The organism is Streptomyces sp. NPDC085944 (genome assembly GCF_040686295.1).
GTDB lineage: Bacteria > Actinomycetota > Actinomycetes > Streptomycetales > Streptomycetaceae > Streptomyces > Streptomyces salinarius.
Genome location: NZ_JBFBJX010000003.1, coordinates 43,825 through 69,731 on the forward strand (window position 1 = coordinate 43,825; position 25,907 = coordinate 69,731).

The following is a 25,907-nucleotide window of genomic DNA, read 5'->3' on the forward strand; positions in this document are numbered from 1 at the left end:
CCACGGCCCGCCGGACGCGAGGGAACATCTTGGAGGTACGTACATGTCCGGGACGACCACGGCTGCCGCCGCGCCGCGCCGTCGGGCGGCCGGGGCCGGTGCCAACCGCTGGGTGGTCCTGGTCGTCCTCTGCGTCAGCCTGCTGCTCGTCGCCGTCGACGCGACCGTGCTGCACGTGGCGGTCCCCGCCGTCACCGAGGACCTCAGGCCCGGCGCCATCGAACTGCTCTGGATCGTCGACGTCTACCCGCTCGTCTGTGCCTCGCTGCTGATCCTCTTCGGCACGCTGGGCGACCGGGTGGGCCGCAGACGGATCCTGCTGCTCGGCTACGCCCTCTTCGGCGTCGCCTCCGCGCTCGCGGCCGTCGCCGAGAGCGCCCAGGTACTGATCGCGGCCCGTGCGCTGCTCGGCGTCGGCGGCGCCATGATCATGCCGGCGACGCTGTCGATGCTGCGGCAGGTCTTCCCCGACCGGCGGGAGCGGGCGCTGGCCATCGGCATCTGGAGCGCCGTGGCCGCGGTCGGTGCGGCGGTCGGTCCGCTGCTCGGCGGTTTCCTGCTGGAGCACTTCTGGTGGGGCTCGGTCTTCCTCGTCAACATCCCGCTCATGCTGGTCAGCCTGCCGGTGGGGCGGCTGCTGCTGCCCGAGTCGAAGGGCGACGGCCGCGGGCCCTGGGACGTGGTCGGCGCGCTGATGGCGGCGGGCGGTCTGTTCGGCGTGGTCCTGGGGGTGAAGCGGCTGGGCGGCGGGGAGCCGGTGGCCAGCCTGCTCACCCTGCTGCCGCTGGCGGCGGGCGCGGCGCTGCTGGCGGGTTTCGTGCGCCGGCAGCGACGGCGTACGTATCCGCTGGTGGACCTCGCGATGTTCCGGCGGCCGGCGTTCAGTACGTCGGTCGGGTGCATCGTGCTGGCCATGCTGGCCCTGGTGGGGCTCGAGCTGATCGCGGCGCAGTACCTGCAGCTGGTGCTCGGTCTTTCCCCGCTGGAGACCGGGCTGCGGCTGCTGCCGCTGACCTTCGCGGCGATGGCGGCGGGGCTGGCGGGCGCGCGGTTGCTGCGGCGGTTCGGGCCGCGGCGGATGGTGTGCGCGGGGTTCTGTCTGACCGCCCTCGCGGTGCTGCTGCTGACGGCGATGGGCCGTGCCGACAACTGTGCGCTGCTGCTGACCGGGTTCGTGCTGCTCGGCTTCGGTCTGGAGACGACGCTGTTCGGGGCGTACGAGTCGATGCTGAGCGAGGCGCCGCAGGAGCAGTCGGGAGGCGCGGCGGCGATCGGGGAGACCTCGTACCAGCTGGGCGCCGGGATCGGTATCGCCCTGCTGGGCAGCGTGATGAACGCGGCGTACGCGCCCGGGCTGACGGGAGGCGTGCCGGGGGTGCCGTCGTCGGCGTCGGCGGCGGCGGGGCATTCGCTGGGGGAGGCGTACGAGGTTGCCGCGCAGCTCGGGGGGCCGGCGGGGGTCGCGCTGCGGCGGGCCGCGGGGGACGCGTTCGTGCACGGGCTGCATGTGACGTTGGTGGTGAGTGCGGGGTTGTTGCTGCTGGGGGCGGTGATGGCGTTGCGGTTGCCGCGGGTGATGCAGTGCGAGGAGGCCGCGGTGCCGGCGCCCCGGGGGGCCGTGGAGTCCCAGTCCCGCGTCTCGGTGTGAGCCGGGAGGCGTCGCCCGGGGTGGCTGGGGAGTGTCGGCGGCTGTGGGCCGTTTTCGAGGGTCTCCCACCCACGCACCACCCGTTCGCCGTCGGTCGAGGGGCGGGCGTTGCTTGCGGGTGGCTGAGGAGCCTCGGCGGTCGGCCCGTGTGCCCCGAGTGCCCCGTGTTCGTAGTCGTCCGCTTCGACCGCAAGGCCGTCGGCAGTCGAGGGGGCTGCCGGGAGGCAGCGGGCGGCCGTGTCCTGCTGCCGCGCACGTACCGCAAGCCGCCGACGGTGGATCAGCCCCACGGGCGACGTCCACTCCGCTCTTGACGGCGAACAGGTGGTGCGTGGGTGGGTGACGGGCATGGTGGACGTGTGGAGCGCCGCATCGTAACGTCGGCGACGACAGCCGTGACTAGCGGCGCTAGTTTTAACAGTTCCGGAGGGTGTCCCATGGCCGCGTCCCCCAAGTTGCCCGCGTTCGACCCCGCCGACCCCCTCGGCATCGACGACCTGCTCGAGCCGGAGGATCTCGCGATCCGGGACACCGTACGGGGCTGGGCGACCGACCGCGTGCTGCCGTACGTCGCGGACTGGTACGAGAAGGGCGAGCTGCCCGGGATCCGGGAACTCGCGCGCGAGCTCGGCGGCATCGGCGCGCTCGGCATGTCCCTGGAGGGGTACGGCTGCGCCGGGGCCAGTGCCGTCCAGTACGGGCTGGCCTGTCTGGAACTGGAGGCGGCCGACTCCGGCATCCGCTCCCTGGTCTCCGTGCAGGGTTCCCTCGCCATGTACGCCGTCCACCGCTTCGGGAGCGAGGAGCAGAAGCAGCGGTGGCTGCCGCGCATGGCCGCCGGTGAGGTCATCGGGTGCTTCGGGCTGACCGAGCCCGACCACGGGTCCGACCCGGCCGCCATGCGCACCCACGCCAAGCGGGACGCCGGTGGCGACTGGGTGCTCAACGGGCGCAAGATGTGGATCACCAACGGCTCGGTGGCCGGTGTCGCCGTCGTCTGGGCGCAGACCGAGGAGGGCGTCCGGGGCTTCGTCGTCCCGACCGACAGCGCCGGGTTCTCCGCGCCCGAGATCAAGCACAAGTGGTCCCTGCGGGCCAGCGTCACCAGCGAGCTGGTCATGGACGACGTACGGCTGCCCGCCGATGCCGTGCTGCCGGAGGCGACCGGGCTGCGCGGGCCGCTGAGCTGTCTGTCGCACGCCCGTTACGGGATCGTCTGGGGCTCGATGGGGGCGGCGCGCAGTTCCTTCGAGGCGGCCCTGGAGTACGCGAAGTCGCGGGAGCAGTTCGGGCGGGCCATCGGCGGGTTCCAGCTGACCCAGGCCAAGCTCGCCGACATGGCGGTCGAACTGCACAAGGGGATCCTGCTCGCCCACCATCTCGGGCGGCGCATGGACGCCGGCCGCCTGCGTCCCGAGCAGGTCAGCTTCGGCAAGCTCAACAACGTCCGCGAGGCCATCGACATCTGCCGTACGGCGCGTACGATCCTCGGCGCCAACGGGATCTCGCTCGAATACCCCGTGATGCGGCACGCGACGAACCTGGAATCGGTGCTCACCTACGAGGGCACCGTCGAGATGCACCAGCTGGTGCTGGGCAAGGCGCTCACCGGACTCGACGCCTTCCGGTAGGAAGCCGGTACCGGTAGGAGGCCGGCGGGGTGGGGCGGGGCCGTGGTGCGCGGCCCCGCCTCAGCTCTGGTTGAAGAAACCGTCGGAACGGTGCGCGGCGGGCTCGCCGCTGATGACCTGGGTGTCGGCCGGGCTCAGCAGGAACACCCGGGTGGACACCCGCTCGATCGAACCGCGCAGGCCGAAGATGAGTCCGGCCGCGAAGTCGACGACGCGCTTGGCGTCGGTGCCCTCCATGGCCGTCAGGTTGACGATGACCGGGACGCCGTCCCGGAACAGCTCGCCGATGGCCCGTGCGTCCCGGAAACTGTCCGGGGTGACCGTCGCGATGCGGCGGCCCTTCTCCTCGGCCACGTCCGAGGCCACCTTGACCCGCGGGTCCGTGACCCAGGCGTCGCCGGTCTCGTTGCCCTCGGAGTAGTCGTCGTCGTAGTAGCGCTCGTCATCGTTGTCGTCGACGAGGCCGAGCCACGCACTCGCCTTGCGTACCGATCCCATGGACGCCTCCTCTCACAGCGGTCTTTCGTGCTTCCGCATCCCTATGGTCATCCATGATGCGGACGTCGCGCCAAGTGGATAGACGCCGCGCGGGGGGTTTGTGACGGTACTGGTGCACAGCGGATCCGTCGAGAGTCCTTGTGTCCCAAGGGTCGTTTCCCAAACGGCTGCTGACTGTGAGTGAAATATGATTCTTCACGGCACACGGGTGAGGGCGGGTGCGTACGGGTGATGGCGGTGGTCGGTACGATGCCGCAGCTCAGCGTCGTACCAATCACGGGGGAGCGTCGTGTTCGGAATCGTCAGGCCGTGCAGGCACCGGCTCGGGGAGGGCCTCGCGAGCCAGTGGATGGCTCATTTGTGCGGGTTGTGCCTCGCGCTGCGCAAGGACCACGGACAGTTCGCACGGATCGTGACGAACTATGACGGACTGCTCATATCGGTTTTGACGGAGGCTCAGGCGGCGCGCGGCGGTGCGGGTGCCGGCCGGCGCACCGCAGGACCCTGCCCGCTGCGCGGGATGCGCACCGCGTCCGTCGCACACGGTGAGGGGGCCCGGCTCGCGGCGGCCGTCTCTCTCGTACTGGCCTCGGCCAAGGTGCGCGACCATGTCGCCGACGGTGACGGCCTGCTGGCCCGCCGGCCGGTGGCCCTCGCAGCCCGCCGGATCGCCGGCGGCTGGGACGCGGCCGGGGCGCGCGGCGGCAGCGCCGTCGGGTTCGACACCGCCGTACTGGTCGACGCCGTGGACCGGCAGGGCGGCATCGAGGCGCTCGCCGGGCCCGGTACGCCACTGCTCACCGTCACCGAGCCGACCGAGACCGCGACCGCCGCCGCCTTCGCGCACACCGCGCACCTCGCCGGCCGCCCGGACAACGCCGCGCCGCTCGCCGAGGCCGGCCGGCTCTTCGGGAGACTCGCCCACCTCCTGGACGCCGTCGAGGACCGGGCGGCCGACGCCGCGTGCGGCGCCTGGAACCCGCTCACCGCCACCGGGACGCCGCTCACCGAGGCCCGGCGGCTCGCCGACGACGCCGTGCACGGGGTGCGGCTGGCCCTGCGGGAAGCCGAGTTCACCGACGGGCGGCTGGTGCACCGGCTGCTCGTGCATGAGCTCGGCACCTCCGTGGACCGCGCGTTCGGCACCGTCTCGTGCGCCCACGCCGGCCATCCGTACGCCCCTCCCGGCAGTACCCCGGGCACCCCCGGCGCGCCCGGCGGTCCCGGTGGTCCGACGCCCCCGGAGCCGCCGCGTCGCGACCGGCGCGGGCTGCTCGCGGGCTGCGCCGTGTGGCTCGGACTGGCCTGCACGTGCCAGATGTGCTGCGGCACCCACCACGACCCGTGGAGCGGTCAGCGCAGGGAAGGGCTCTGCTCCAACTGCGACTGCGGAAACTGCTGCGACTGCTGTGACTGCTGCAGCAACTGCTGCGGCGACGACGGGTGCGGCTGTGACGGGTGCGACTGCGGTTGCAGCTGCTGAGGCCCCGTCAGCCACCACCGGTTCGCGTCGGCTTGGCGCGGCTCGACTCGGAGGGGAAGGCCCGGTCATCCGGAGGGGCGACTTCCGGACATCTCCGCCTAGGCCGCGAAGGGTGAACCGCACCAAAAGTCAACGGTAGGTGACGGAGAGTCGGGTAAAAGTCGTTCAAAGCTTGACGGCCGAAAGGCACTCTTGCGCCGACCGGCCGTTCGGCCGAATACTCCAACCTCAGCGCTTGTCAGGGGCACGACGTTCCGGAACCCGGAGGGCCCGTCCCTGGCTGCGCCTCACGGGCCCCCAACCCCACAAGAGGGGCCCCCGACTTCCCCTGTGGAGGAACGAAAAGTGAGGATCAAGCGCACCAACCCCCGCAGCGGCATCACGAGACGGACTCGGCTGATCGCCGTATCCACCGGCCTCGTGGCCGCCGCCGCCATCGCGATCCCCAGCGCGAACGCGGCACCCACCCCGGCCACCTTCAGCGCCGCCGAACTGAACAGCGCCAGCGGCGCGGTGCTCCAGGCCGACGTCCCCGGCACCGCCTGGGCCGTCGACAGCAAGTCCGGCCGGGTGCTGCTCACCGTCGACAGCACCGTCTCCCAGGCCGAGATCGCGAAGATCAAGGAGCAGGCCGGCGACAAGGCCGGCGCGCTCACGATCAAGCGCACCCCCGGCACGTTCAACAAGCTCATCCAGGGCGGCGACGCCATCTACGCGAGCAGTTGGCGCTGCTCCCTCGGCTTCAACGTGCGCACCAGCAGTGGCGCCGAGTACTTCCTGACCGCCGGTCACTGCACCGACGGCGCCGGCACCTGGTGGTCCAACTCCGGGCACTCCACCGTGCTCGGCTCGACGGCCGGGTCCAGCTTCCCGGGCAACGACTACGGCATCGTCCGGTACACCAACACCTCGGTCAGCAAGCCCGGCACCGCGGGCGGTGTGGACATCACCCGCGCGGCCACCCCGAGCGTGGGTACCACCGTCATCCGTGACGGCTCCACCACCGGCACCCACAGCGGCCGGGTCACCGCCCTGAACGCCACCGTCAACTACGGCGGCGGCGACATCGTCGGCGGTCTGATCCAGACCACGGTCTGCGCCGAGCCCGGCGACTCCGGCGGTCCGCTCTACGGCAGCAACGGCACCGCGTACGGTCTGACCTCCGGCGGCAGCGGCAACTGCTCCTCCGGCGGTACGACGTTCTTCCAGCCGGTGACGGAGGCCCTGAACGCCTACGGCGTCAGCGTCTACTAGACCGCCCGGCGGCGTGACCCGGCCTGTTCCGGGTCACGCCCGAGCGAGACCGGCAGCGTGACGAGCCCCCGTACACCGGAGCGACGGTGTGCGGGGGCTCAACCCGTGCTGCCGGGCGAGACGATGCCGTTCCCGTGGGCGGACACCACGGCCTGTGCGCGGTCCCGCCAGGAAGACCGACGCACCCGCCCGCAGCGCGCCGAAGACGTACTCGTCCAGGTCGTAGGTGGTGAGGATCAGCACCCGGGGCGGGGAGCCGGAGGCGGTCGGCCGGGAGGCGGCCTCGACACCGTCCATGCCGGGCATGCGGATGTCCATCAGCACCACGTCGGGGCCGCAGAGCGGCGGCCCGGTCGAGTGCCTCGCCGCCGTCGGCGGCCTCGCCCACCACCTCGAGGTCGTCCCGGGGCTGCAGGGACAGCCGGAAGCCGACGCGGATCAGCTCCTGGTCGTCGACGACGAGAAGACGGATGGTCGTGCCTCGTCCTCGACCTCCCCGCTCTCCCCGACCGGCAGGCGGGCGGTCACCACGAATCCGTCGGCGGTACGGCGGGCGTCCAGGCTGCCGCCCGTCACCGCGGCACGTTCCCGCATCCCGCGGATGCCGTGGCCGCCGCCTTCGGCTCCGCCGCCACCGCCGTCCTCGACCGTGACGCGCAGGTGTGTCCGGCCGTAGTGGAGCGTCACCGCGACCCGGGTGGGGCCGGTGTGTTCGAGCACGTCGGTCAGCGCCTCCTCGACGATGCGGCAGGCCGACAGTTCCAGGCCGCCGGCCGGCGGCCGTGCCGTGCCGGTGATCTCCAGTCGCACGGGCATCCCGGTGGTCCTGTACCCGGAGACCGGCTCGTCGAGCCGGCCGAGCGAGGGCTGGGGCCGCACTGCGCGCTGTTGTCCGGCGTGCGCAGCAGACCGAGGATCCGGGGAGCTCGGCCAGGTCCTGCTCGGCGTTGCCCTCGACCCGTCCCAGGGGCTCGGCCGCGCCGAACGGCGTGAGGTCGACCCCCGCCTCCCAGAGGCTCGACAGCGGCGGAACCACGGCGAAGTCGGTGAAGGCCGTGTGACCGCACTGGAGTTGTCGTGCGCACGTCCTGAAGTCGACCTTGTGTACGGCCTGTGGGATCGGGAGAGTTAACGCTCGTCAACCAGCCTTCCGGTGCACGGGGTCCCCACAACCTCGTGTACCGACCCCCACAGGAGGACGTGAGTTGAAGCACCGACGCATACCCGGGCGGCGGGTCGCCGTGGTAGGTGCGGGCATCACCGCACTGGTCGCGGCCGGGGTCACCTTCCAGACCGCGAACGCCAGCGAGGCCCCCACGGCCGCGGCGCCCGAGACCCTGTCGGTCACGGCGGCCGGAAAGCTCGCTTCCACGCTGCTCAGTGACCTCGGCACCGACGCGGCGGGCACGTACTACGACGCACGGGCCAAGAGCCTGGTCGTCAACGTGCTCGAGGAGAGCGCCGCGCAGACCGTCGAGGAGGCCGGCGCCAAGGCGAGAGTCGTCGAGAACTCGCTCGCCGACCTGAAGAGCGCGCGCACCACCCTCACCGAGGACGCGACCATCCCGGGCACGTCCTGGGCGACCGACCCGACCACCAACAAGGTCGTCGTCACCGCCGACCGCACGGTCTCCGGGGCCGAACTGGCCAAGCTGACCAAGGTGGTCGACGGACTGGGCGCCAAGGCCGAGCTCAAGCGGACCAAGGGCGAGTACAAGCCCTTCGTCTCGGGCGGCGACGCCATCACCGGAGGCGGCGGGCGCTGCTCGCTCGGCTTCAACGTGACCAAGGGCGGCGAGCCGTACTTCATCACCGCGGGGCACTGCACCGAGTCCATCTCGACCTGGTCGGACTCCTCCGGGAACGTCATCGGCGAGAACGCGGCCTCCAGCTTCCCGGACAACGACTACGGCCTGGTCAAGTACACCGCCGACGTGGACCACCCGAGCGAGGTGAACCTCTACAACGGCTCCTCGCAGGCCATCTCGGGCGCCGCCGAGGCCACCGTCGGCATGCAGGTGACCCGCAGCGGCTCCACCACCCAGGTGCACGACGGCACGGTCACCGGCCTGGACGCCACCGTGAACTACGGCAACGGCGACATCGTCAACGGCCTGATCCAGACCGACGTCTGCGCCGAGCCCGGCGACAGCGGCGGCTCGCTCTTCTCGGGCGACAAGGCCGTCGGCCTCACCTCCGGCGGCAGCGGCGACTGCACCTCGGGCGGCGAGACCTTCTTCCAGCCGGTGACGGAGGCCCTGTCGGCCACGGGTACGCAGATCGGCTGAGCCGTACCCGCACACCTGTGAAGTCCCGTCCCGCGCGCGAGGGGCGGGACTTCCGCGTGTCCGCGCGCACTTGTGCGTGTCCGCGTGTCCGCGTGGGCTTCCGTGCGCCCGCCCGGGGCCGTGCCCCCGTGCCCGTACGGCGGTCAGCCGGCCGGCGCGACCGGCGTGGGCGGCAGCTCCTCCTCCTGCCGTCCCCGGCGCGGCAGCACGGACGCCAGCATCGTGATCACCGTCCCCAGAACCGCCCACGCCCACAGCACCAGGAGGGCGGCGGTCGTGTCGTTCCCCTTGAAGTAGGCGATCGAGCGGGCCGCCCAGGTGCCCGCGCCCGGCGGCAGCGCCGGGCCGATCGCCCTCCAGAACGGCGGCAGCAGCGGCAGCGGGAAGGCGCCGCCCGCGCTCGGGTTGCCCGCGATCACCACCAGCAGGATCGCCAGACCGATGCCGACGATCCCGAAGACGCCCTGGAGGGCGAGCGTGGCGGCGCCCACCGCGAAGGTGATCAGCGCGCCGAGCCCCCACAGGTCCAGCACACCGCCGGGCAGTGCGCCCAGGATCGGCCCGACGATCACCGCGCCGCCGAGCCCGCCGACGATCGCGACCAGCGCCATCACGATCAGCCGGATCGCCGCCCGGCGCGGGTTGGACGGCCGGGCACCGGTGCTGATCGCCAGGATCGAGGCGCACAGATAGCCGCCGACGCACCAGCCCACGACCAGGTAGAAGGATGACAGCCCGTTGAAGTCGTGGGACGAGGCCGGGGCCACGTCGACGGTCCGTGCCGTGCGCCGCTCGGCCTGCTCCGCCTTGCCGACGACACGCTCCAGGGTGGTGGCGAGCGCGGTGCCGCCGCCGGAGGCGACCAGCAGGGTGTCCTGGCCGCCCCCGGGGTTCACGATCAGGGCGCCGTCGATCTCCCGGTTCATGATCTGCTTCCGGGCGTCCGCCTCGTCGGCCACCGTGCGCGGGTCCAGCGGGGAGCCGGGCAGCCGCTCCAGCCGCTCGACCGTCTGCCCGGCGGCCGCGCCGGGCGCGGCCACCCCGAAGGGCACGTCCTTCGGTTTCGGGTCGTGCAGCGCCCCCACGTAGGAGGCGATGAACAGCAGCTGGAGCGCGATCACGCCGAGCACGAGCAGGGTGGCCCGCGGGGTGACGGCGTCCTTCACCTCACCGAGGAAGGAGCCGCTGCGCGTGCGGGAGCCCGCCGGTGTGTGTGACATGTCCCCACAGTCCGGGTCGGGGGGTGTTTGCGCAGGTGGGACGCGGCCGAACGGATGTCGTACACACATTCGAAGATGGAGGTATGGTGGGTGGAGTAGCTGGGAACAGGCGTTCGATAATGGCGTTCGGGCCTACGTGGTCATGCGTCGGTTCATGAGTCGGGAGGTGCGTGATGCCGGGTTTCACGCATCTGCACACCGTCTCCGGGTTCTCCGCCCGCTACGGCGCCTCCCACCCGGAGCGACTGGCCGAGCGCGCCGTCGAACGGGGCATGGACGCCCTCGCCCTCACCGACCGCGACACCCTCGCGGGCACGGTCCGCTTCGCCAAGGCCTGCGCGAAGGCGGGCGTCCGTCCGCTGTTCGGCGCGGAGCTGGCGGTGGCGGCCCCCGAGCCCGAAGCCGACCGTACGGACACCTCCGTACGCCGGGACCGGCGCCGCGCCCCCGTGCGCGGCGGCGCCTTCGTCGACGAGTCGGCCCCGCGGGTGACCTTCCTCGCCCGCGACGGCGCCCGAGGCTGGGCCGACCTGTGCCGCCTCGTCTCCGCCGCCCACACGGCCGAGGGCACCCCGCTGCTGTCCTGGCCCGACAACCACGCCGACGGCCTGACCGTCCTGCTCGGCCCCGACTCCGACGTCGGCCGCGCCCTCGCCGCCGGCCGCCCCGACCGCGCGGCCAGGCTCCTCACCCCCTGGCGCGAGGTCTACGGCGACGCCCTGCGCCTGGAGGCCGTCTGGCGCGGCCGCAAGGGCACCGGCCCCGGCTCCCTGCGCCTGGCCTCCCGCACCGTCGGCTTCGCCGCCGAGCAGGGCATCCGCCCGGTGCTCTCCAACGCCGTCCGCTACGCCGACCCCGGCCAGAACGAGGTCGCCGACGTCCTGGACGCCGCGCGCCGCCTGGTCCCTATCGACGCCACCAGGGAACTGGACTCCGGCGAGGCCTGGCTCAAGGACGCCGGTGCCATGCGGGACGCCGCCGAGCGGATCGTCGAGTCCGCGGGCTTCAGGCGCGAGGCCGCCCACCGCCTGCTGGAGCAGACCCGGGCGACGGCCGCCGAGTGCCTGGTCGACCCCGAGGACGACCTCGGCATGGGCGCCGTCCACTTCCCCGAGCCGCACCTCGTCGGCGCCGGCCGCCGCACCGCCCAGCGGGCGCTGGCCTCCCGGGCGGCGGCGGGCATGGTGCGGCGCGGCTACGACCGGCGCCCAGGCCATCGGGAGTACTGGGAGCGGATGCACCACGAGCTGGACATCATCGCCCACCACGGCTTCGCCTCGTACTTCCTCACCGTCGCCCAGGTCGTGGACGACGTACGGCACATGGGCATCCGGGTCGCCGCGCGCGGCTCCGGCGCGGGTTCGCTCGTCAACCACCTCCTCGGCATCGCCCACGCCGACCCGGTCGAGCACGGGCTGCTGATGGAGCGGTTCCTGTCCAAGGAGCGGGTGGTCCTGCCCGACATCGACATCGACGTGGAGTCCGCGCGCCGGCTCGAGGTCTACCGCGCGATCATCGGCCGGTTCGGCACCGAGCGGGTCGCCACCGTCGCCATGCCGGAGACGTACCGGGTGCGGCACGCCATCCGCGACGTGGGCGCCGCCCTGTCCATGGACCCGGCCGAGATCGACCGCGTCGCCAAGTCCTTCCCGCACATCCGTGCCCGCGACGCCCGCGCGGCCCTGGAGGAGCTGCCCGAACTCAAAGCGCTGGCGGGGGAGTCCCGGCGGGACGGAGGAGGGCGGTACGGCAAGCTCTGGGAGCTGGTCGAGGGCCTGGACGCCCTCCCGCGCGGCGTCGCCATGCACCCCTGCGGCGTCCTCCTCTCCGACGCCTCCCTGCTCTCCCGTACGCCGGTCGTGCCGACCAGCGGCGAGGGCTTCCCGATGGCCCAGTTCGACAAGGACGACGTGGAGGACCTCGGGCTGCTCAAGCTGGACGTGCTCGGGGTGCGGATGCAGTCGGCGATGGCGCACGCGGTCGCCGAGGTGAAGCGGGCCACCGGGACCGAGGTCGACCTGGACGCCGTACCCGAGGGCGACCCCGCGACGTACCGGGTGATCCAGTCCGCCGAGACGCTGGGCTGCTTCCAGATCGAGTCGCCGGGGCAGCGGGACCTGGTGGGGCGGCTCCAGCCGTCGACCTTCCACGACCTCGTGGTCGACATCTCGCTCTTCCGGCCCGGTCCGGTCGCCGCCGACATGGTGCGGCCGTTCATCGAGGCCCGGCACGGCCGGGCGCCGGTGCGCTATCCGCACGAGGATCTGGCGGAGCCGCTGGCGGGGACGTACGGGGTCGTCGTCTTCCACGAACAGATCATCGACATCGTGGACATCATGACCGGCTGCGGACGCGGCGAGGCGGACCGGGTGCGGCGCGGTCTTTCCGACCCCGAGTCGCAGGGACGGATCAAGGTGTGGTTCGCCCAGCACGCGACGGCGAACGGCTACGACGCGGAAACGATCCGGCGGACCTGGGAGATCGTCGAGGCCTTCGGCAGCTACGGCTTCTGCAAGGCGCACGCGGTGGCCTTCGCGGTGCCGACCTACCAGTCGGCGTGGCTGAAGGCCCATCACCCGGCCGCCTTCTACGCGGGGTTGCTCACGCACGACCCCGGGATGTACCCGAAACGGCTGCTGCTGGCGGACGCGCGGCGGCGCGGGGTGCCGATCCTGCCGCTGGACGTGAACAAGTCCGGGGTCGCACACAGGATCGAACTGGTGTCTGAATCAAGGAAACGCGGGGCGAAGGCCTGGGGCCTGCGCCTCGCCCTCTCCGACGTGCACGGCATCAGCGAGGCCGAGGCGGAACGGATCGCCGCGGGGCAGCCCTACGCCTCCCTGCTCGACTTCTGGGAACGGGCCCGCCCCAGCAGACCGCTGGCCGGGCGGCTCGCCCAGGTCGGCGGCCTGGACGCGTTCGGCGCCAACCGCCGTGACCTGCAACTGCACCTGACCGAGCTGCACCGCGGCGCCCGGGGCGGACGCGGCGACCAACTGCCCCTGGCCGGCGGCCGGAAGACCGCCTCCGTCGGGCTGCCCGACCTCACCTCGGCGGAGCAGCTCAGCGCCGAACTCGGCGTGCTCTCCATGGACGCCTCGCGCAACCTGATGGACGACCACCGCACCTTCCTGCGCGAGCTGGGCGTGGTGTCGGCCAAGCGGCTGCGCGAGGCGCGGCACGGGGAGACGGTGCTGGTCGCGGGTGCCAAGGCGGCCACCCAGACCCCGCCGATCCGGTCCGGTCGCCGGGTCATCTTCTCCACCCTGGACGACGGTTCGGGCCTGGTCGACCTCGCCTTCTTCGACGACTCGCACGACGCCTGCGCGCACACCGTCTTCCACTCCTGGCTGCTGCTGGTGCGCGGGGTGGTGCAGCGGCGCGGCCCGCGCAGCCTCAGCGTCGTCGGCTCCGCCGCCTGGAACCTCGCCGACCTGCTGGAGATCCGCCGGGAGGAGGGCCTGGAGGGGGTCGCCGCCCGGCTGGCCGCAGCGGGCGGGACCCGAGGAGCGGACGGGGACGGCGATCCCGGGGGCGATCCGGCGCGCCGCCGTCTCGCCGGTTCGGACGGACGGCCCGCGCCGGCCGGCTCCGCGGCCCAGGACCCGATGGAGCAGCGGACGATCCGCATGTCCACCGGGTACGAGATGCACCCCTGGGCCGATCTGCGCCCCGCGGGCGAAGGGCCCGCGGTCGGAAGGAAGTTGTGGCACCAGAGTCCGGGGAGTGCGGGATGACGATCCTCTGCGTACGTTTCCAGCTGCCGCCGACGCGCGAGGCGGCCCTGCCCGAACTGCTCGGGCTCCTGGAGGAGTTCACGCCGGTCGTCGAGGCGTTGCCGCCCGACGGGGCGTTGGCCGACCTGCGCGGCGCCGAGCGGTACTTCGGGCGCGACGCCGTGGAACTGGCCTCGGTGATCCGGGTCCGCGCCCTCGCGCTGTACGGCGTCGACTGCGTGATCGGTGCCGGACCCGCCCCGATGCTGGCCCGCATGGCCCTGCGCGACGCCCGGCCGGGACTGACCCGCGCGGTGCCCGGCGGTGAGGAGCGGGACTTCCTCGCCGGCAAGCCCGTCGCCGCGCTGCCCGGCGTCGGTACCGCGACCGCGCGCACGCTGTGCGAGTACGGCCTCGACACCCTCGGCCGGGTCGCCGCCGCGCCACTGTCCACGCTCCAGCGCCTGGTCGGCGCGAAGGCCGGCCGCGAGCTGCACGAGAAGGCCCGGGGCGTCGACCGCGGCCGGGTCGTCCCCAACGGCGTCTCCCGGTCCCTGGCCGCCGACCGCCCCTTCGACCGCGACGAACTCGACCCCGACCGGCACCGCCGCGCCCTGCTCTCGGCCGCCGACGAACTGGGTGCCCGGCTGCGCGCCGTGGGCAAGGTCTGCCGCACCCTCACCCTCACCGTCCGCTACGCCGACCGGTCGGCCACCACCCGCAGCCGCACCCTGTCCGAGCCGACCGCGCACTCGGCGGCCCTGACCCGGACCGCGTACGACCTGTACGAGGCGCTCGGCCTCCAGCGCGCCCGGGTCCGCTCGATCGCCCTGCGCGCCGAAAGCCTCACGCCGGCCGAGCACGCCTCCCACCAGCTCACCTTCGACCCCGTGGACGAGAAGGTCCGCCGGATCGAGGAGGTCGCGGACCGCGCGCGGGCGAAGTTCGGACCGCGGGCGGTGATGCCGGGGTCGCTGGCGGCGTGAGTCCCCGCCCGCGGGTCAGTTGGCCCACGGGGGAGCGATGCGGGTGCCGTCGGCCAGCTCCGCCGTCAGGCCGACGGAGGTGGTGACCCAGGAGGTCGCGGCCCGGTCGGCGGGGTTCTCGACGGCGAGGGTCGCCCCGGCATTGATGATCACCGTGTCGCCCGCGGTGACGCGCTCGGTGCGGCCGTCGAGGGTGATCAGCAGTTCGCCGGCGAGCAGATGGAAGACCTCCTCCCGGCTCACGGTGTGCGCGGGCGCCTTCGTCCCCGCCGGGATCTCGCCCCGCCAGGCGCACAGCTCCTTGCTGCCGGTGCGGGGACTGGCGTACGAGACGAAACGGGTGCCGTGGATCTCGTGGGTGGTGCCGGCGGACGAGCGGACGACGGGCATGACGGGGCTCCTCTGGTAATTGGTCAAGTAGGTTGACTATTTCCGTGGCGCCTCTATGGTCAAGCTGCTTGACCAATGTGTCAAGGGTGTTTCAATGCCCTCGTGCAGAACTCCGACGCCATGGTCCTGACCGCCGCCCTGCTCGCCGCGGCCGGCGAGCTCACGCAGCGCATTCATGAGGGGGTCGTCGCCCGTGGCTTCGAGGGGGTGCGGCCCGCGCACGGGTTCGCCTTCACCCGGCTGGCCCCGGACGGTGCGACCGTCACCGACCTGGCCGTGCACCTCGCAATGACCAAGCAGGCCGCCAGTCAGCTCGTGGAGGACCTGGTCCGCAGGGGATACGTCGAGCGCCGGCCGCATCCCGACGACGCGCGCGCCCGGCTGGTCGTGCTGACCGAGTCGGGGTGGGCCTGTACGCGGGCCGCGGAGGAGGCGGCCGCCGAGGTCGTGGGCGCGTGGGCCGACGTGCTCGGCGAGGACGGGGTGCGGGCGCTGCGTGACGGCCTGCTGCGAGTGGCGCCGGGCGGGCCGATCCGGCCCGCCTGGTGAACCCGGCCCTCTCGCCTGCGGCGTCGACGGCGTCGGTCATCGCCGGGTTATCACTGGAAGTTTTTACTGACGCGTAACTTCACACTTGCACTACTCGCCCGTAACTTGACGAGTGAACAGCATCCCGTGATCCGGATCACAGGGCGTCCTGCCGTCGCAACTCCCCACATCCGCAAGGAGTTCACCCGATGCTGCCCTGGAGCCGACTGCTCAGACCACTGACCGCGCTGCTGCTGACCGCCGCGGTCGCCCTCCTCCCCGCCGTCACCGCCACCGCCGCACCCGCCGCGGACGCGCGCCCCAGCTCCGGCTGGAACGACTTCACCTGCGAGCCCTCCGCCGCACACCCACGCCCCGTCGTCCTGGTCCACGGCACCTTCGGGAACTCCGTCGACAACTGGCTGGGACTCGCGCCCTACCTGACGAACCGCGGCTACTGCGTCTTCTCCCTCGACTACGGCCAACTGCCCGGCGTCCCGCTCTTCCACGGGCTCGGCCCGGTCGAGAAGTCGGCGGAGCAACTGGCCGCCTACGTCGACAAGGTGCTCACCGCGACCGGCGCCGCCGAGACCGACCTGGTCGGCCACTCGCAGGGCGGCATGATGCCCCGCTACTACCTCAGGTTCCTCGGCGGAGCGGACAAGGTGAACGCCCTGGTCGGCATCGCGCCCAGCAACCACGGCACCACGCTGTCCGGCCTCACCCGCCTGCTGCCGTACTTCCCCGGCGCCGAGGACCTGCTGAACGAGCACACCCCCGCCCTCGCCGACCAGGTCGTCGGCTCCGACGTCCTCACCGAGCTCAACGCGGGCGGCGACACCGTGCCCGGCGTGCGCTACACCGTCCTCGCCACGAAGTACGACGAGGTGGTCACGCCGTACCGCAGCCAGTTCCTCGACGGTCCCGGGGTGCGCAACGTCCTGCTGCAGGACCTGTGCCCGCTCGATCTCTCCGAGCACCTGGCGATCGGGCTGTTCGACCGGATCGCCTTCCACGAGGTGACCAACGCCCTGGACCCGGCGCACGCCACGCCCACCACCTGCGCCTCGGTCTTCGGCTGACGGGCGCACCCGCGCACCGGCGAACGCCACGCGGGGTCCGCCCGGCCTGAGCCGCCGGACGGACCCCGCGTTCCCCCGCGTTCCCCCGTGCTCCGGGTCAGCGGCCGTGCCGGCCACCGGTCGCGGCGCGGCGGCGGACCGACGCGAACAGGGTGGCCGCGCCGAGCGCAAGGGCGGCCGCGCCGCCGACGGCGAGATACGGCGTGGTGCCGTCCCCGCCGGTCTCGGCGAGGTTTCCGGTGCCCCCGCCGGCGGCCTTGACCTGGTTGGGCTCGGCGGCGCCCTCCGGAGCCCCCTCCGGCGCGTCGGGGGCGGCCGCCGGGGCCGTCGGGTCCGTGGTGGTCTCCGCGTCCTGGTCGCCGTGACCGCGGTGCTCGATCGTCGACTTGTCGGCCGCCGCCGCGATCTGCTCCTCGGACGGCGCGGAGGCCTCGGGTGCCGGAGCGGCACCACCGGCCGTGTCGCCGCCACTGCCGTCGCCGCTGCTGCCGTTGCCGCCCCCGAAAGTGACGTCCGAGCAGGAGTAGAACGCCTCCGGGCTGTCCGAGCGCTGCCACACCGCGTACAGCAGGTGCTTGCCGGACCGCTCGGGCAGTGTGCCGGAGAAGGTGTAGAAGCCGCCCGAGGCGACCGGGTCGGTGGCGGTCGCCACCGGGGCGGACAGGTCCAGGTCGCCCCAGCCGAGCGGCCGCGAGGGGTCGTAGCCGGGCTTGGTGACGTACACCTTGAAGGTGCCCTTGTGCGGGGCCGTCACACGGTACTTGAAGGTGTACGAGCCGCTGCTCACGCCGGTCGCGGGCCAGTCGGCGCGGGCCAGGTCCAGGCCCTTGAAGGCCGGGTCGTTGGCACTGCACAGCTTGCCGTCCGGGATCAGCTGCTGGTGTTTGCCGTCGGCGTTCCCGATGCGGATGCCGTTCCAGTCGTAGAGCGCCTGCGTGCCGCCCGCCGCGACCGCCGCCCTGCACGCCGCCGACTTGGGGTTCTCGGGCCCCTCGGCGTGGCACTGCGACACCCGGCTGACCGGGTCGCCCATCGAACCGTGCGCCGACGAGGGAGCGGCGGCCAGCGTGGTCAGGGCGAGCGGGGCGAGACCGGCGACGGCGACGGCGGCGGCCCTGCGGGACGCGGACGGTGCGGGCATGCGGTACTCCTCGAAACGATCACGGGGGACTGGGGAACTCGGGCCGGAACCCGTGGGGTTGATCAGCAAGCTAGCCCCAGGACACCGTGGAATCGCCTGCTGGAGGCGGGTGACGGAGATCCTTATGGTCGCGTTAAGGGAGTCCTCAGGCTGGCCTGAGGTAGCTACCGTTCACGGCATGGAAGGACAGCGGATCCGGCCGGCGGTCGCCTCGGACGTGCCGGCGGTCAAGACGGTGACCGACGCCGCGTACCGCCCCTACGTGGCGCGCATCGGCGTGGTGCCGCAGCCCATGGAGGCGGACCACGCGGCGGACGTGGCGGCGGGGAAGGTGTTCGTCACGGACGGGCCCGGTGAGGGCGTCGCGGGTCTCGTCGTCGTGGAGGCGCGGCCGGACCATCTGTCCCTCGACAGCATCGCCGTCCACCCCGACGCGCACGGCGGGGGAGTGGGGCGGCGGCTGCTGCGGTTCGTGGACGCGCACGCGCGTGCGCTGGGCCTGCCCGAGGTCAGGCTCTACACGAACGCGATGATGTGGGAGAACCAGGAGATCTACCCGAAGTACGGCTACGACGTCGTGGAACGCCGCGTGGACGGGCCCTACGACCGCGTCCACTACCGCAAGCGGCTGCTCTGAGACGTCTCATGGCGCGCCCTGCCCGGTCAGCCCTCCGGCCACCAGGTGCGCGCGATGTCCTTGCGGACCTCCGGGCGCCCCGAGGGGCGCTCGTCGATCTCCTCGCGGACTCGGCGGGCGTCGGTCTTCTTCAGGGGCTTCTGCACGGTCAGACGGCGCATGGCTGCCTCCTTACGGATCCACCGGGTTCCGCGTTCTCACGGAGGTAGACCCCTTCCCCGAGACTTACTCATCGAAGCATTCCTGTCAGTGGCGGTTGTCACGTTCCCGCGCTCCGACTCCGTTGTCAGTGCCGGGTGTCACCCTGGGCGCATGAGTGAGAACAGTGACGAAGCGACCGCGCCGGGTGTCGACTGGGAAGCGCTGGCCGCCTCCTTCGACGACGAGCCGGACCACGGCCTGCGTGACGCGGACGTGCGCCGGGCCTGGGCCGCCCGGCTGGCCTCCTGGCTGCCGGAGCGGCCCGGCGACGTGCTCGACCTGGGCTGCGGCACCGGCAGCCTGTCACTGCTCGCGGCCGAGCGGGGGCACCGCGTCACCGGCGTCGACCTCTCCCCGGCCATGGTGGAGCGGGCCAGGGTCAAACTCGCCGGCCGTGACGCGGTGTTCCTGACCGGTGACGCCGCGGCGCCGCCCGTGGGCGAGCAGCGCTTCGACACCGTGCTGGTGCGGCACGTGCTGTGGACGCTGCCCGACCCCGGCCGGGCACTGCGGCACTGGCGGCAGTTGCTGCGCCCCGGTGGACGGCTGGTCCTCGTCGAGGGCGTGTGGGGGAGCGTCGCCCCCGTCGGCATACCCGCCGGCCGGCTTACCGCCCTGCTCGCCCCGCTCGCCGGGCAGGCCCGCGTGGAGCGGCTGTCGGACGACCCGTCGCTGTGGGGCAGGGAGGTGACGGACGAGCGGTACGCGGTGGTGGCGACGTACGGATGAGCCGGGCGGTGCGCCGGGCGAGGTGCGTTATGCGAGGAGGCCGGTGAAGCCGTCCCCGCGGGCCAGTCGCTCCAGTTCGTCCAGCGCGGCCACGGCGGCGCCGGCGGCCCGGGGGTCCCGGTCCGCCAGCCCGCTCTCGGCGAACTCGTCCTCGTCGAGACGCCGTACGTCCGTGCCGTCGGCGGAGCGCCACAGGTCCAGGTCGAGGTCCTCGACGACCAGCTCGGTGCCGGTCAGCTCGGCGGGGCGGGTGACGTCGCAGTACCAGCCCTTCAGCGCACCGGCCGCGGTGCGGACCTCCTTGACCGCGTACCACCGGTCGCGCCAGTAGTACTCGGTGAAGACGTCACCGGCCTCGAAGCGCACGAAGCCGAAGTCGCGCACGCCGTCACCGGCCCAGGGGGCGCGGACGGCGAGGCGCGTGCCGTCGTCGTGCAGCAACGTGGCCGCGTACCGGATCTTCGTCCGGCCGGCCTTGACCAGCACGACGCTCACCTCGGCCGTCGGCTCAGCCGAGTTCGCGGACATGACGCACCTCCGTCGCGCAGATCTCGTACCCGAGCCACTTGTTGATGGCGAGCATCGGGCCGTTGTCGGTGTCGTTGCCGGTGAGCGCCTCCGTGTACCCGGCCGCGCGGGCCCGGTGCAGGGAGTCGGTCTTGGCGAGCTTGGCCAGGCCCCGGCCGCGCCGGTCGCGGACCGTGCCCGTCATCGCCGTCGAGTACCGGGTGCCGTCGGTGTAGGCGACGCTGAAGGCGGCCGGCCGGCCGTCGACGACCGCGACGGTGGTCAGTTCGCGGTTGAGCAGCGGGTGCCGCCATGTCTCCGCCAGCCAGGTCTCGTAGTCCGTGAACGCGAGGTCGACATCGCTCGGTTCGTCCGCGACCGTCTCCGCGTCCAGTTCGAACATGGGCCGCGGATCGTCCGCGAAGTCGGCCGCGGTGCGCAGCTCGACACCCGGGGGAGGGGACCACAGGGGCGGCAGCGCGGCGTTCGACAGATCCAGCCGGAGGAAGTACGCGGCACGCCGCCGCTGGTAGCCGTGCCGCTCGGCGAAGGCCAGGTTGGCGGGCCCGTCCAGCGCCCAGGCGTACAGCTTGGTCGCACCCTCCCCGGTCAGGTACTCCTCGGCCGTACGCACCAGCAGGCCGCCGGCGCCGCGCCGCTCCCGCTCCGGGTGGACGTAGATGTTCAGGAAGGCCTGACCGGGCGCCGGGCTGTCGTGCACCAGCCCGATCTGGGCCGTGCCGATCACCTCCCCGTCCTCCTCCGCGACCAGGGACCGGCTCCGGGCGTCCGGGTGGGTGTGGACGAGCCGGTGGACGACGGCTTCGGGCGTCCACAGGATGTACGGCAGGGCGCGATGGCGGACCTGGGTGAAGGCCGCGAGGTCGGCCGGGTCGTCGGGACGCAGATCGCGTACGAGAACGGTCATGGAGGCGCACGCTACGGCGGCCGGGCGGTCGGGTGCCTCTCATTTTCCCGGGGATACGGGACAATCACCGGGTGACCTTGAAGATCCGTATCGACGACGGCACGCCGCCCTACGAGCAGGTGCGCGCGCAGATCTCCGAACAGGCGCGGTCGGGCGCCCTGCCGGTCGGTTACCGGCTGCCCACCGTCCGCGGACTGGCCGAGTCCCTCGGGCTCGCCGCGAACACGGTCGCCAAGGCGTACCGGGCGCTGGAGGCGGACGGGGTGATCGAGACGCGGGGGCGCAACGGAACGTTTGTCGCCGCCGCGGGTTCTGCGGCGGAGCGGGAGGTAGCCGAGGCGGCGCGGGGGTATGCCGAGCGGGCTCGGCGGCTCGGGCTCGGTGAGGGGGACGCGCTCGACGCGGTGCGGGACGCCCTGCGGGCGGCTTACGGGTGAGCGCCGTTAGGGCGTGGGTTGATTTTCGGCTGCGGGTGCGTTGTGGCTTGTCGCGCCCACGCGGCGCAGCCGCAAATGTTTCAGCCCCGCGCCCCTAGCGGTGTTCGGGTGACCGTGAGACCACAAGCGCACCCCAGCCTGGCGAAGAGCACCGCGTCGGTCACCGCCGCCGCGTTCGGGTCGTTGTTGAAGTAGGTGTAGACGTCGCTCGTGGCCGGCCAGGTCGTGGCGATGCGGGTGAGCCACGTCGACAGTGACCGGCGGCCGTAGTGCGGCCACGCCCCGGCCCGGCCCTCGTGGAAGCGGACGTAGCCCCAGTCGGTGGTGCGCCACAGGGGCGTGGCCGGGCGGGCGCGGACGTCCGCCCAGCACAGGGCCGCCTGTCGGGAGACCAGGACCTCGTGGACCTCGGGTGTCCACCACGACGCGTGTCGCGGTTCCACCGCGACCCGGGTGCCGGGCGGGAAGCAGGCGAGGCAGGCGTCCAGGAGGTCCGGGTCGGCGCGCAGGGTCGGGGGCAGTTGCAGCAGGACCGGGCCGAGACGGTCGCCCAGGCCGGCCGCGTGGGTCATCAGGCGGTCGACCGGTTCCGCCGGGTCGCGCAGGCGTTTGATGTGCGTCAGGTAGCGGCTCGCCTTGACCGCGACCGTGAAGTCCGGCGGCAGCCGCTCGTGCCACGCCGCGAAGGTTTCCCGGGCGGGCAGGCGGTAGAAGGCGTTGTTGATCTCGACCGTCGCGAAGGCGGCCGCGTAGTGCTCCAGCCAGCGCCGGACCGGCAGACCGGGCGGGTAGAAGGCGTCCCGCCAGTCCCGGTACTGCCAGCCCGACGTGCCGACGAACAGGGGCATAGCCCCATCGAAGCACCGTGTTACAGATACAGCCCGGCGTCCGTGCCCGCCCGCGGCTCCGGCAGCGCGGTGGGCGAGGTGCCCCGGCGCAGCGCGAACAGCTCCGCCAGCGTCGCGCCCTCGCGCCCGACCCCTTCCTCGGAGCCGAGCCAGTCCACCGCCTCCCGGCGGGTGAGCGGGCCGACCTCGATACGGGCCAGGCAGCGGCCGGGGCGGACGACGGCGGGGTGCAGGCGCTCCAGGTCCTCGTTGGTCGTGACGCCCACCAGGACGTTGCGGCCCTGGCCGAGGAGCCCGTCGGTGAGGTTCAGCAGCCGGGAGAGCGCCTGGCCCGCCGTGTGCTTGGCCTCGCCGCGGATCAGTTCGTCGCAGTCCTCGAGCAACAGCAGCCGCCAGCGGCCCCTGCCCGCCGCGTCCTCCTCGCCGATGGCGATGTCCATCAGATAGCCGACGTCGGAGAAGAGCCGCTCCGGGTCGAGGACGCAGTCCACCTGGCACCAGTCCCGCCAGGAGCGGGCCAGCGTGCGCAGCGCGGAGGTCTTGCCCGTGCCCGGCGGGCCGTGCAGGAGCAGCAGCCGGCCCGCGATGTCCTCGGGCGTCGTCTTCATCAGGCCGTCCATCGCCTCCGCGACCGGCGCCGTGTAGTTGGCCCGGACCTCGTCCCAGGTGCCCGCGGCGATCTGGCGGGTGGTGCGGTGCGGGCCGCGCCGCGGGGAGACGTACCAGAAGCCCATCGTCACGTTCTCCGGCTGCGGTTCGGGCTCGTCCGCCGCCCCGTCCGTCGCTTGGCCGAGCACCTTCTCGGCCAGGTCGGCGCTGGTCGCCGTCACCGTGACGTCGGCGCCCCGGGTCCAGCGCGAGACCAGCAGGGTCCAGCCCTCGCCCTCCGCCAGGGTGGCGCTGCGGTCGTCGTCGCGGGCGATCCGCAGCACACGTGCGCCGGGCGGCAGCAGCGTGGCACCGGACCGTACGCGGTCGATGTTCGCCGCGTGCGAGTACGGCTGCTCACCCGTGGCGAAACGGCCGAGGAACAGCGCGTCGACGACGTCGGACGGGGAGTCGCTGTCGTCCACGTTGAGCCGGATCGGCAGGACTTCGTGCGGGTTCACGGACATGCCGCCATGATCCGGCACCCGACCGCCGCACGCACCCGCTTTCCCGGGCACACACGTCGAACGGAAGCCCGACGCGCCGCCCCCGTTCCGCACCACCATCCCCTTGATCTGGTCCCGAGTTGAACGAGTGTCAGCCAATTTTTGGCATGGACACTTCCTATCAACGCGCGTAGCCGGTACCACGGTTGTGGCAGCAAACCTGCTAAGGGAGGTTCCATGAGACGTTTCCGACTTGTCGGGTTCCTGAGTTCACTCCTCCTCGCCACCGGCGCCGCCCTCACCGGGGCCGCGACCGCCCAGGCGTCCCAACCCGCCGCAGCCGACGGCTATGTGGCCCTCGGCGACTCCTACTCCTCCGGGGTCGGATCGGGCAGCTACATCGGCTCCAGTGGCGACTGCAAGCGCAGCACGAAGTCCCACCCGTACCTGTGGGCGGCCGCCCACTCGCCCTCCACGTTCGACTTCACCGCCTGCTCCGGCGCCCGTACGGGTGATGTTCTCGCCGGACAACTCGGACCGCTCAGCTCCGCCACCGGCCTCGTCTCCATCAGCATCGGCGGCAACGACGCGGGCTTCGGCGACGTCATGACGGCGTGTGTGCTCCAGTCCGACAGCTCCTGCCTGTCGCGGATCGCCACCGCCGAGGCGTACGTCGACTCGACGCTGCCCGGCAAGCTCGACGGCGTCTACTCGGCGATCAGCGACAAGGCCCCCAACGCCCACGTCGTCGTCATCGGCTACCCGCGCTTCTACAAGCTCGGCACCAGCTGCATCGGCCTGTCCGAGACCAAGCGGAAGGCGATCAACAACGCCTCCGACCACCTCAACACCGTCATCGCCCAGCGCGTCGCCGCCCACGGCTTCACCTTCGGCGACGTCCGCACCACCTTCACCGGCCACGAGCTGTGCTCGGGCAGCTCCTGGCTGCACAGCGTCAACTGGCTGAACATCGGCGAGTCGTACCACCCCACCGCGGCCGGCCAGTCCGGCGGCTACCTGCCGGTCCTCAACGGCGCCGCCTGACCCGGAGCGGAAGGAGAAGGAGAAACGGAGCCGGAGACCCCGCCCGGCGGGGTCTCCGGCTCCCTCGCGTCCCGGCGGAACCGATCCGACCCGGCGACTGGCGTTTTCGGGCCGCTCGTCCGTAACCCCTGCCGAGGGCGCACGCCACGCGCGCCCGGCGACGACGTCGACGGACCGCAGCGCGGTCCGCGGAGAGGGGGACCGGTGGAGGCGGACGAGCTGCTGATGCTCGTGGCGGACGGCGACCAGAAGGCCTTCGAGGAGCTGTACGGACTGGTGTCGGGCCCGGTGTTCGGCCTCGTACGGCGGGTGGTGCGCGACCCCGCCCAGTCGGAGGAGGTCACGCAGGAGGTGCTGCTCGAACTGTGGCGGTCCGCCGCGCGGTTCGACCCGCGCCGGGGAAGCGCACTGTCGTGGATCCTCACCGTCGCCCACCGCCGAGCCGTCGACCGGGTGCGCAGCGCCCGCGCGGCCGGCGAACGCGACCGGCGCGAGGCCCGCCGCGCCCGCCACCCCGCCTACGACCAGGTCGCCGAAGAGGTCGAGGCCGGGCTCGAACGCGAGTGGGTGCGCCGCTGTCTGGACCGGCTGACCGCCCTGCAGCGCCAGTCGGTCACCCTCGCCTACTACGACGGCTACACCTACCGGGAGGTGGCCGAGCGCCTCCGCCTCCCGCTGGGCACGGTGAAGACGAGAATGAGAGACGGGCTCGGCCGCCTGCGCGACTGTCTGGGTGGTGCCGCATGAGCCTCGTCCGCCTACTGCCGGGCCGCCGCCGCGGCGCCCTCCACTCGCTCGCCGCCCCCTACGCCCTGGACGCCCTGGACGGCGCCGAACGGGTCCGCTTCGAACGGCATCTGGAGGGCTGCGAGCGGTGCGCCGCCGAGGTGCGGGCGCTGGCCGAGGACGCCGTCCGGCTGGCCTGGTCCACGGCCGCACCCGCGCCGCCCGCCCTGCGCGCACGGGTCCTGGCCGCCGTACGCACCGCCGCGCAGGAGCCCGCGCCCTCGACCGGGCCCGCCCTGCGGCTGCCCGCCCACGTGTGGGGCGGCCGGCCGCCGGCCGGGCGCTCCCGAGGCTCCCGGACGCGACTGCTGCTCGTGCCGTTCGCCACGGCGACGGCCGCCGCCGCGCTCGTGGTCGCCTCGCTCTTCGCCGTGCAGGCGGGCCGCACCCAGGGCGAGCTGGACTCCGCACGGGAAAGGGCACGTGAGATCGCCCACGTTCTCTCGGCTCCGGACGCCCGCGCCACCAGGGCCGCCGACGAGCGGGGCCGCGGTGTCGCGGTGGTCGCCTCCGCGTTCGAGGGGCGTGCGGTGGTCACCCTGAGCGGATACGGCGAGCCGCCGGGCGACCGCGTGCGCCAGCTCTGGCTGATGCGCCCCGGCGCCGAGCCGCGCCCCCTCGGGCTCATCGACGGCGACACGCCCCTGATCGCGTCCGGGCTGCGCCGCTCCGACACGTCACTCGCGGTGACGGTCGAACCGGCCGGGGGGTCGGCCCGGCCGACGAGTGCGCCGGTTGTCCAACTCGCCCTGGAATCTGTTGGATTCGGAGAGTAGTCGTCAACCCCCTTACGGGGAAGGTGAATCCTGTGACCGCGATACACGCATGCCG

The 25,907-nt window shown here is 72.8% G+C and carries 25 protein-coding genes and 1 pseudogene; 15 read left to right on the top strand and 11 right to left on the bottom strand.

The window, feature by feature from the left end:
* Nucleotides 1-43: 43 nt before the first annotated feature.
* Together AB0P07_RS06465 and AB0P07_RS06470 are read left to right on the top strand one after the other, a co-directional pair.
* Nucleotides 44-1,648, top strand: coding sequence for an MFS transporter (locus tag AB0P07_RS06465; RefSeq protein ID WP_365545992.1), 1,605 nt, complete (start codon nt 44-46; stop codon nt 1,646-1,648).
* A 437-nt stretch (nt 1,649-2,085) separates the two neighbouring features.
* Nucleotides 2,086-3,279, top strand: a complete 1,194-nt coding sequence (locus AB0P07_RS06470) for an acyl-CoA dehydrogenase family protein (RefSeq protein WP_365545995.1) — start codon at nt 2,086-2,088, stop codon at nt 3,277-3,279.
* A 60-nt stretch (nt 3,280-3,339) separates the two neighbouring features.
* Here the strand turns inward: AB0P07_RS06470 and AB0P07_RS06475 are convergent, their stop codons facing one another.
* Nucleotides 3,340-3,777 carry a cell division protein SepF gene (locus AB0P07_RS06475; RefSeq protein ID WP_061445547.1) on the bottom strand — a complete coding sequence of 146 codons (438 nt, stop codon included), beginning with the start codon at nt 3,775-3,777 and terminating at the stop codon, nt 3,340-3,342.
* A gap of 289 nt (nt 3,778-4,066) precedes the next feature.
* Here AB0P07_RS06475 and AB0P07_RS06480 point away from each other — a divergent pair, with 289 nt between their 5' ends.
* A complete protein-coding gene (locus tag AB0P07_RS06480) occupies nt 4,067-5,260 on the top strand; it encodes a DUF5685 family protein (protein ID WP_365545998.1) in 1,194 nt (397 codons plus the stop codon).
* 345 nt (nt 5,261-5,605) lie between these two features.
* Nucleotides 5,606-6,514 (top strand): S1 family peptidase, encoded by a 909-nt coding sequence (locus AB0P07_RS06485; RefSeq protein ID WP_365546001.1) that lies wholly within the window; start codon nt 5,606-5,608, stop codon nt 6,512-6,514.
* Nucleotides 6,515-6,682: 168 nt separating this feature from the next.
* Here the strand turns inward: AB0P07_RS06485 and AB0P07_RS06490 are convergent.
* Nucleotides 6,683-6,986 (bottom strand): annotated as a pseudogene (locus AB0P07_RS06490) (response regulator transcription factor); the annotation flags it as partial.
* Nucleotides 6,953-7,330, bottom strand: coding sequence for a hypothetical protein (locus tag AB0P07_RS06495; RefSeq protein ID WP_365547079.1), 378 nt, complete (start codon nt 7,328-7,330; stop codon nt 6,953-6,955). The pseudogene AB0P07_RS06490 and the gene AB0P07_RS06495, both read right to left, overlap by 34 nt.
* 389 nt (nt 7,331-7,719) lie before the next feature.
* Here AB0P07_RS06495 and AB0P07_RS06500 point away from each other — a divergent pair, with 389 nt between their 5' ends.
* The gene (locus tag AB0P07_RS06500) at nt 7,720-8,802 is read left to right on the top strand and encodes a S1 family peptidase (RefSeq protein ID WP_365546003.1); all 1,083 of its coding nucleotides are present in this window, start codon (nt 7,720-7,722) and stop codon (nt 8,800-8,802) included.
* A 143-nt stretch (nt 8,803-8,945) separates the two neighbouring features.
* Here AB0P07_RS06500 and AB0P07_RS06505 read toward each other — a convergent pair whose 3' ends face one another.
* A complete protein-coding gene (locus AB0P07_RS06505) occupies nt 8,946-10,022 on the bottom strand; it encodes a DUF3533 domain-containing protein (RefSeq protein ID WP_365546006.1) in 1,077 nt (358 codons plus the stop codon).
* 173 nt (nt 10,023-10,195) lie between these two features.
* Between AB0P07_RS06505 and dnaE the strand changes: the two genes are divergently transcribed.
* Both dnaE and AB0P07_RS06515 read left to right on the top strand, forming a co-directional pair.
* Nucleotides 10,196-13,759 (top strand): DNA polymerase III subunit alpha, encoded by a 3,564-nt coding sequence (dnaE, locus tag AB0P07_RS06510; protein WP_365546009.1) that lies wholly within the window; start codon nt 10,196-10,198, stop codon nt 13,757-13,759.
* On the top strand, nt 13,756-14,724 hold the full coding sequence (locus AB0P07_RS06515) for a hypothetical protein (RefSeq protein ID WP_365546012.1): 969 nt from the start codon (nt 13,756-13,758) through the stop codon (nt 14,722-14,724). Before dnaE ends, AB0P07_RS06515 begins: the two co-directional genes overlap by 4 nt.
* A gap of 15 nt (nt 14,725-14,739) precedes the next feature.
* Here AB0P07_RS06515 and AB0P07_RS06520 read toward each other — a convergent pair whose 3' ends face one another.
* Nucleotides 14,740-15,114: a cupin domain-containing protein gene (locus AB0P07_RS06520; protein ID WP_365546015.1), complete on the bottom strand. Its 375-nt coding sequence runs from the start codon at nt 15,112-15,114 to the stop codon at nt 14,740-14,742.
* Nucleotides 15,115-15,216: 102 nt separating this feature from the next.
* Between AB0P07_RS06520 and AB0P07_RS06525 the strand changes: the two genes are divergently transcribed.
* Both AB0P07_RS06525 and AB0P07_RS06530 read left to right on the top strand, forming a co-directional pair.
* Nucleotides 15,217-15,663 (top strand): MarR family winged helix-turn-helix transcriptional regulator, encoded by a 447-nt coding sequence (locus tag AB0P07_RS06525; protein ID WP_365546018.1) that lies wholly within the window; start codon nt 15,217-15,219, stop codon nt 15,661-15,663.
* 188 nt (nt 15,664-15,851) lie between these two features.
* Entirely contained in the window at nt 15,852-16,724 is an 873-nt protein-coding gene (locus tag AB0P07_RS06530) for an alpha/beta fold hydrolase (protein ID WP_365546020.1), read from the top strand.
* Nucleotides 16,725-16,821: 97 nt separating this feature from the next.
* On the opposite strand, the gene AB0P07_RS06535 is transcribed toward AB0P07_RS06530, so the two are convergent.
* On the bottom strand, nt 16,822-17,865 hold the full coding sequence (locus AB0P07_RS06535; RefSeq protein WP_365546023.1) for a lytic polysaccharide monooxygenase: 1,044 nt from the start codon (nt 17,863-17,865) through the stop codon (nt 16,822-16,824).
* 178 nt (nt 17,866-18,043) lie between these two features.
* On the opposite strand from AB0P07_RS06535, the gene AB0P07_RS06540 reads away from it, so the two are divergent.
* On the top strand, nt 18,044-18,502 hold the full coding sequence (locus tag AB0P07_RS06540) for a GNAT family N-acetyltransferase (RefSeq protein ID WP_365546026.1): 459 nt from the start codon (nt 18,044-18,046) through the stop codon (nt 18,500-18,502).
* A gap of 26 nt (nt 18,503-18,528) precedes the next feature.
* Here AB0P07_RS06540 and AB0P07_RS06545 read toward each other — a convergent pair whose 3' ends face one another.
* Nucleotides 18,529-18,663, bottom strand: coding sequence for a hypothetical protein (locus AB0P07_RS06545; protein WP_037798967.1), 135 nt, complete (start codon nt 18,661-18,663; stop codon nt 18,529-18,531).
* Nucleotides 18,664-18,814: 151 nt separating this feature from the next.
* On the opposite strand from AB0P07_RS06545, the gene AB0P07_RS06550 reads away from it, so the two are divergent.
* On the top strand, nt 18,815-19,432 hold the full coding sequence (locus AB0P07_RS06550; protein WP_365546028.1) for a class I SAM-dependent methyltransferase: 618 nt from the start codon (nt 18,815-18,817) through the stop codon (nt 19,430-19,432).
* A 27-nt stretch (nt 19,433-19,459) separates the two neighbouring features.
* On the opposite strand, the gene AB0P07_RS06555 is transcribed toward AB0P07_RS06550, so the two are convergent.
* Nucleotides 19,460-19,960, bottom strand: coding sequence for a DUF402 domain-containing protein (locus AB0P07_RS06555; protein WP_365546031.1), 501 nt, complete (start codon nt 19,958-19,960; stop codon nt 19,460-19,462).
* Nucleotides 19,941-20,867: a GNAT family N-acetyltransferase gene (locus AB0P07_RS06560; protein WP_365546033.1), complete on the bottom strand. Its 927-nt coding sequence runs from the start codon at nt 20,865-20,867 to the stop codon at nt 19,941-19,943. Before AB0P07_RS06560 ends, AB0P07_RS06555 begins: the two co-directional genes overlap by 20 nt.
* A gap of 71 nt (nt 20,868-20,938) precedes the next feature.
* Between AB0P07_RS06560 and AB0P07_RS06565 the strand changes: the two genes are divergently transcribed.
* On the top strand, nt 20,939-21,304 hold the full coding sequence (locus tag AB0P07_RS06565; protein ID WP_365546036.1) for a GntR family transcriptional regulator: 366 nt from the start codon (nt 20,939-20,941) through the stop codon (nt 21,302-21,304).
* 80 nt (nt 21,305-21,384) lie between these two features.
* Here AB0P07_RS06565 and AB0P07_RS06570 read toward each other — a convergent pair whose 3' ends face one another.
* The gene (locus tag AB0P07_RS06570) at nt 21,385-22,152 is read right to left on the bottom strand and encodes a DUF72 domain-containing protein (protein ID WP_365546038.1); all 768 of its coding nucleotides are present in this window, start codon (nt 22,150-22,152) and stop codon (nt 21,385-21,387) included.
* A gap of 20 nt (nt 22,153-22,172) precedes the next feature.
* The gene (locus AB0P07_RS06575) at nt 22,173-23,267 is read right to left on the bottom strand and encodes a DUF5925 domain-containing protein (protein ID WP_365546040.1); all 1,095 of its coding nucleotides are present in this window, start codon (nt 23,265-23,267) and stop codon (nt 22,173-22,175) included.
* A 216-nt stretch (nt 23,268-23,483) separates the two neighbouring features.
* Between AB0P07_RS06575 and AB0P07_RS06580 the strand changes: the two genes are divergently transcribed.
* The 3 genes from AB0P07_RS06580 (at nt 23,484) to AB0P07_RS06590 (ending at nt 25,852) form a co-directional block, all read left to right on the top strand.
* Entirely contained in the window at nt 23,484-24,290 is an 807-nt protein-coding gene (locus AB0P07_RS06580; protein WP_365546043.1) for an SGNH/GDSL hydrolase family protein, read from the top strand.
* 204 nt (nt 24,291-24,494) lie between these two features.
* Entirely contained in the window at nt 24,495-25,037 is a 543-nt protein-coding gene (locus AB0P07_RS06585; RefSeq protein ID WP_365546045.1) for a sigma-70 family RNA polymerase sigma factor, read from the top strand.
* On the top strand, nt 25,034-25,852 hold the full coding sequence (locus AB0P07_RS06590; protein WP_365546048.1) for an anti-sigma factor: 819 nt from the start codon (nt 25,034-25,036) through the stop codon (nt 25,850-25,852). Before AB0P07_RS06585 ends, AB0P07_RS06590 begins: the two co-directional genes overlap by 4 nt.
* Nucleotides 25,853-25,907: the final 55 nt, after the last annotated feature.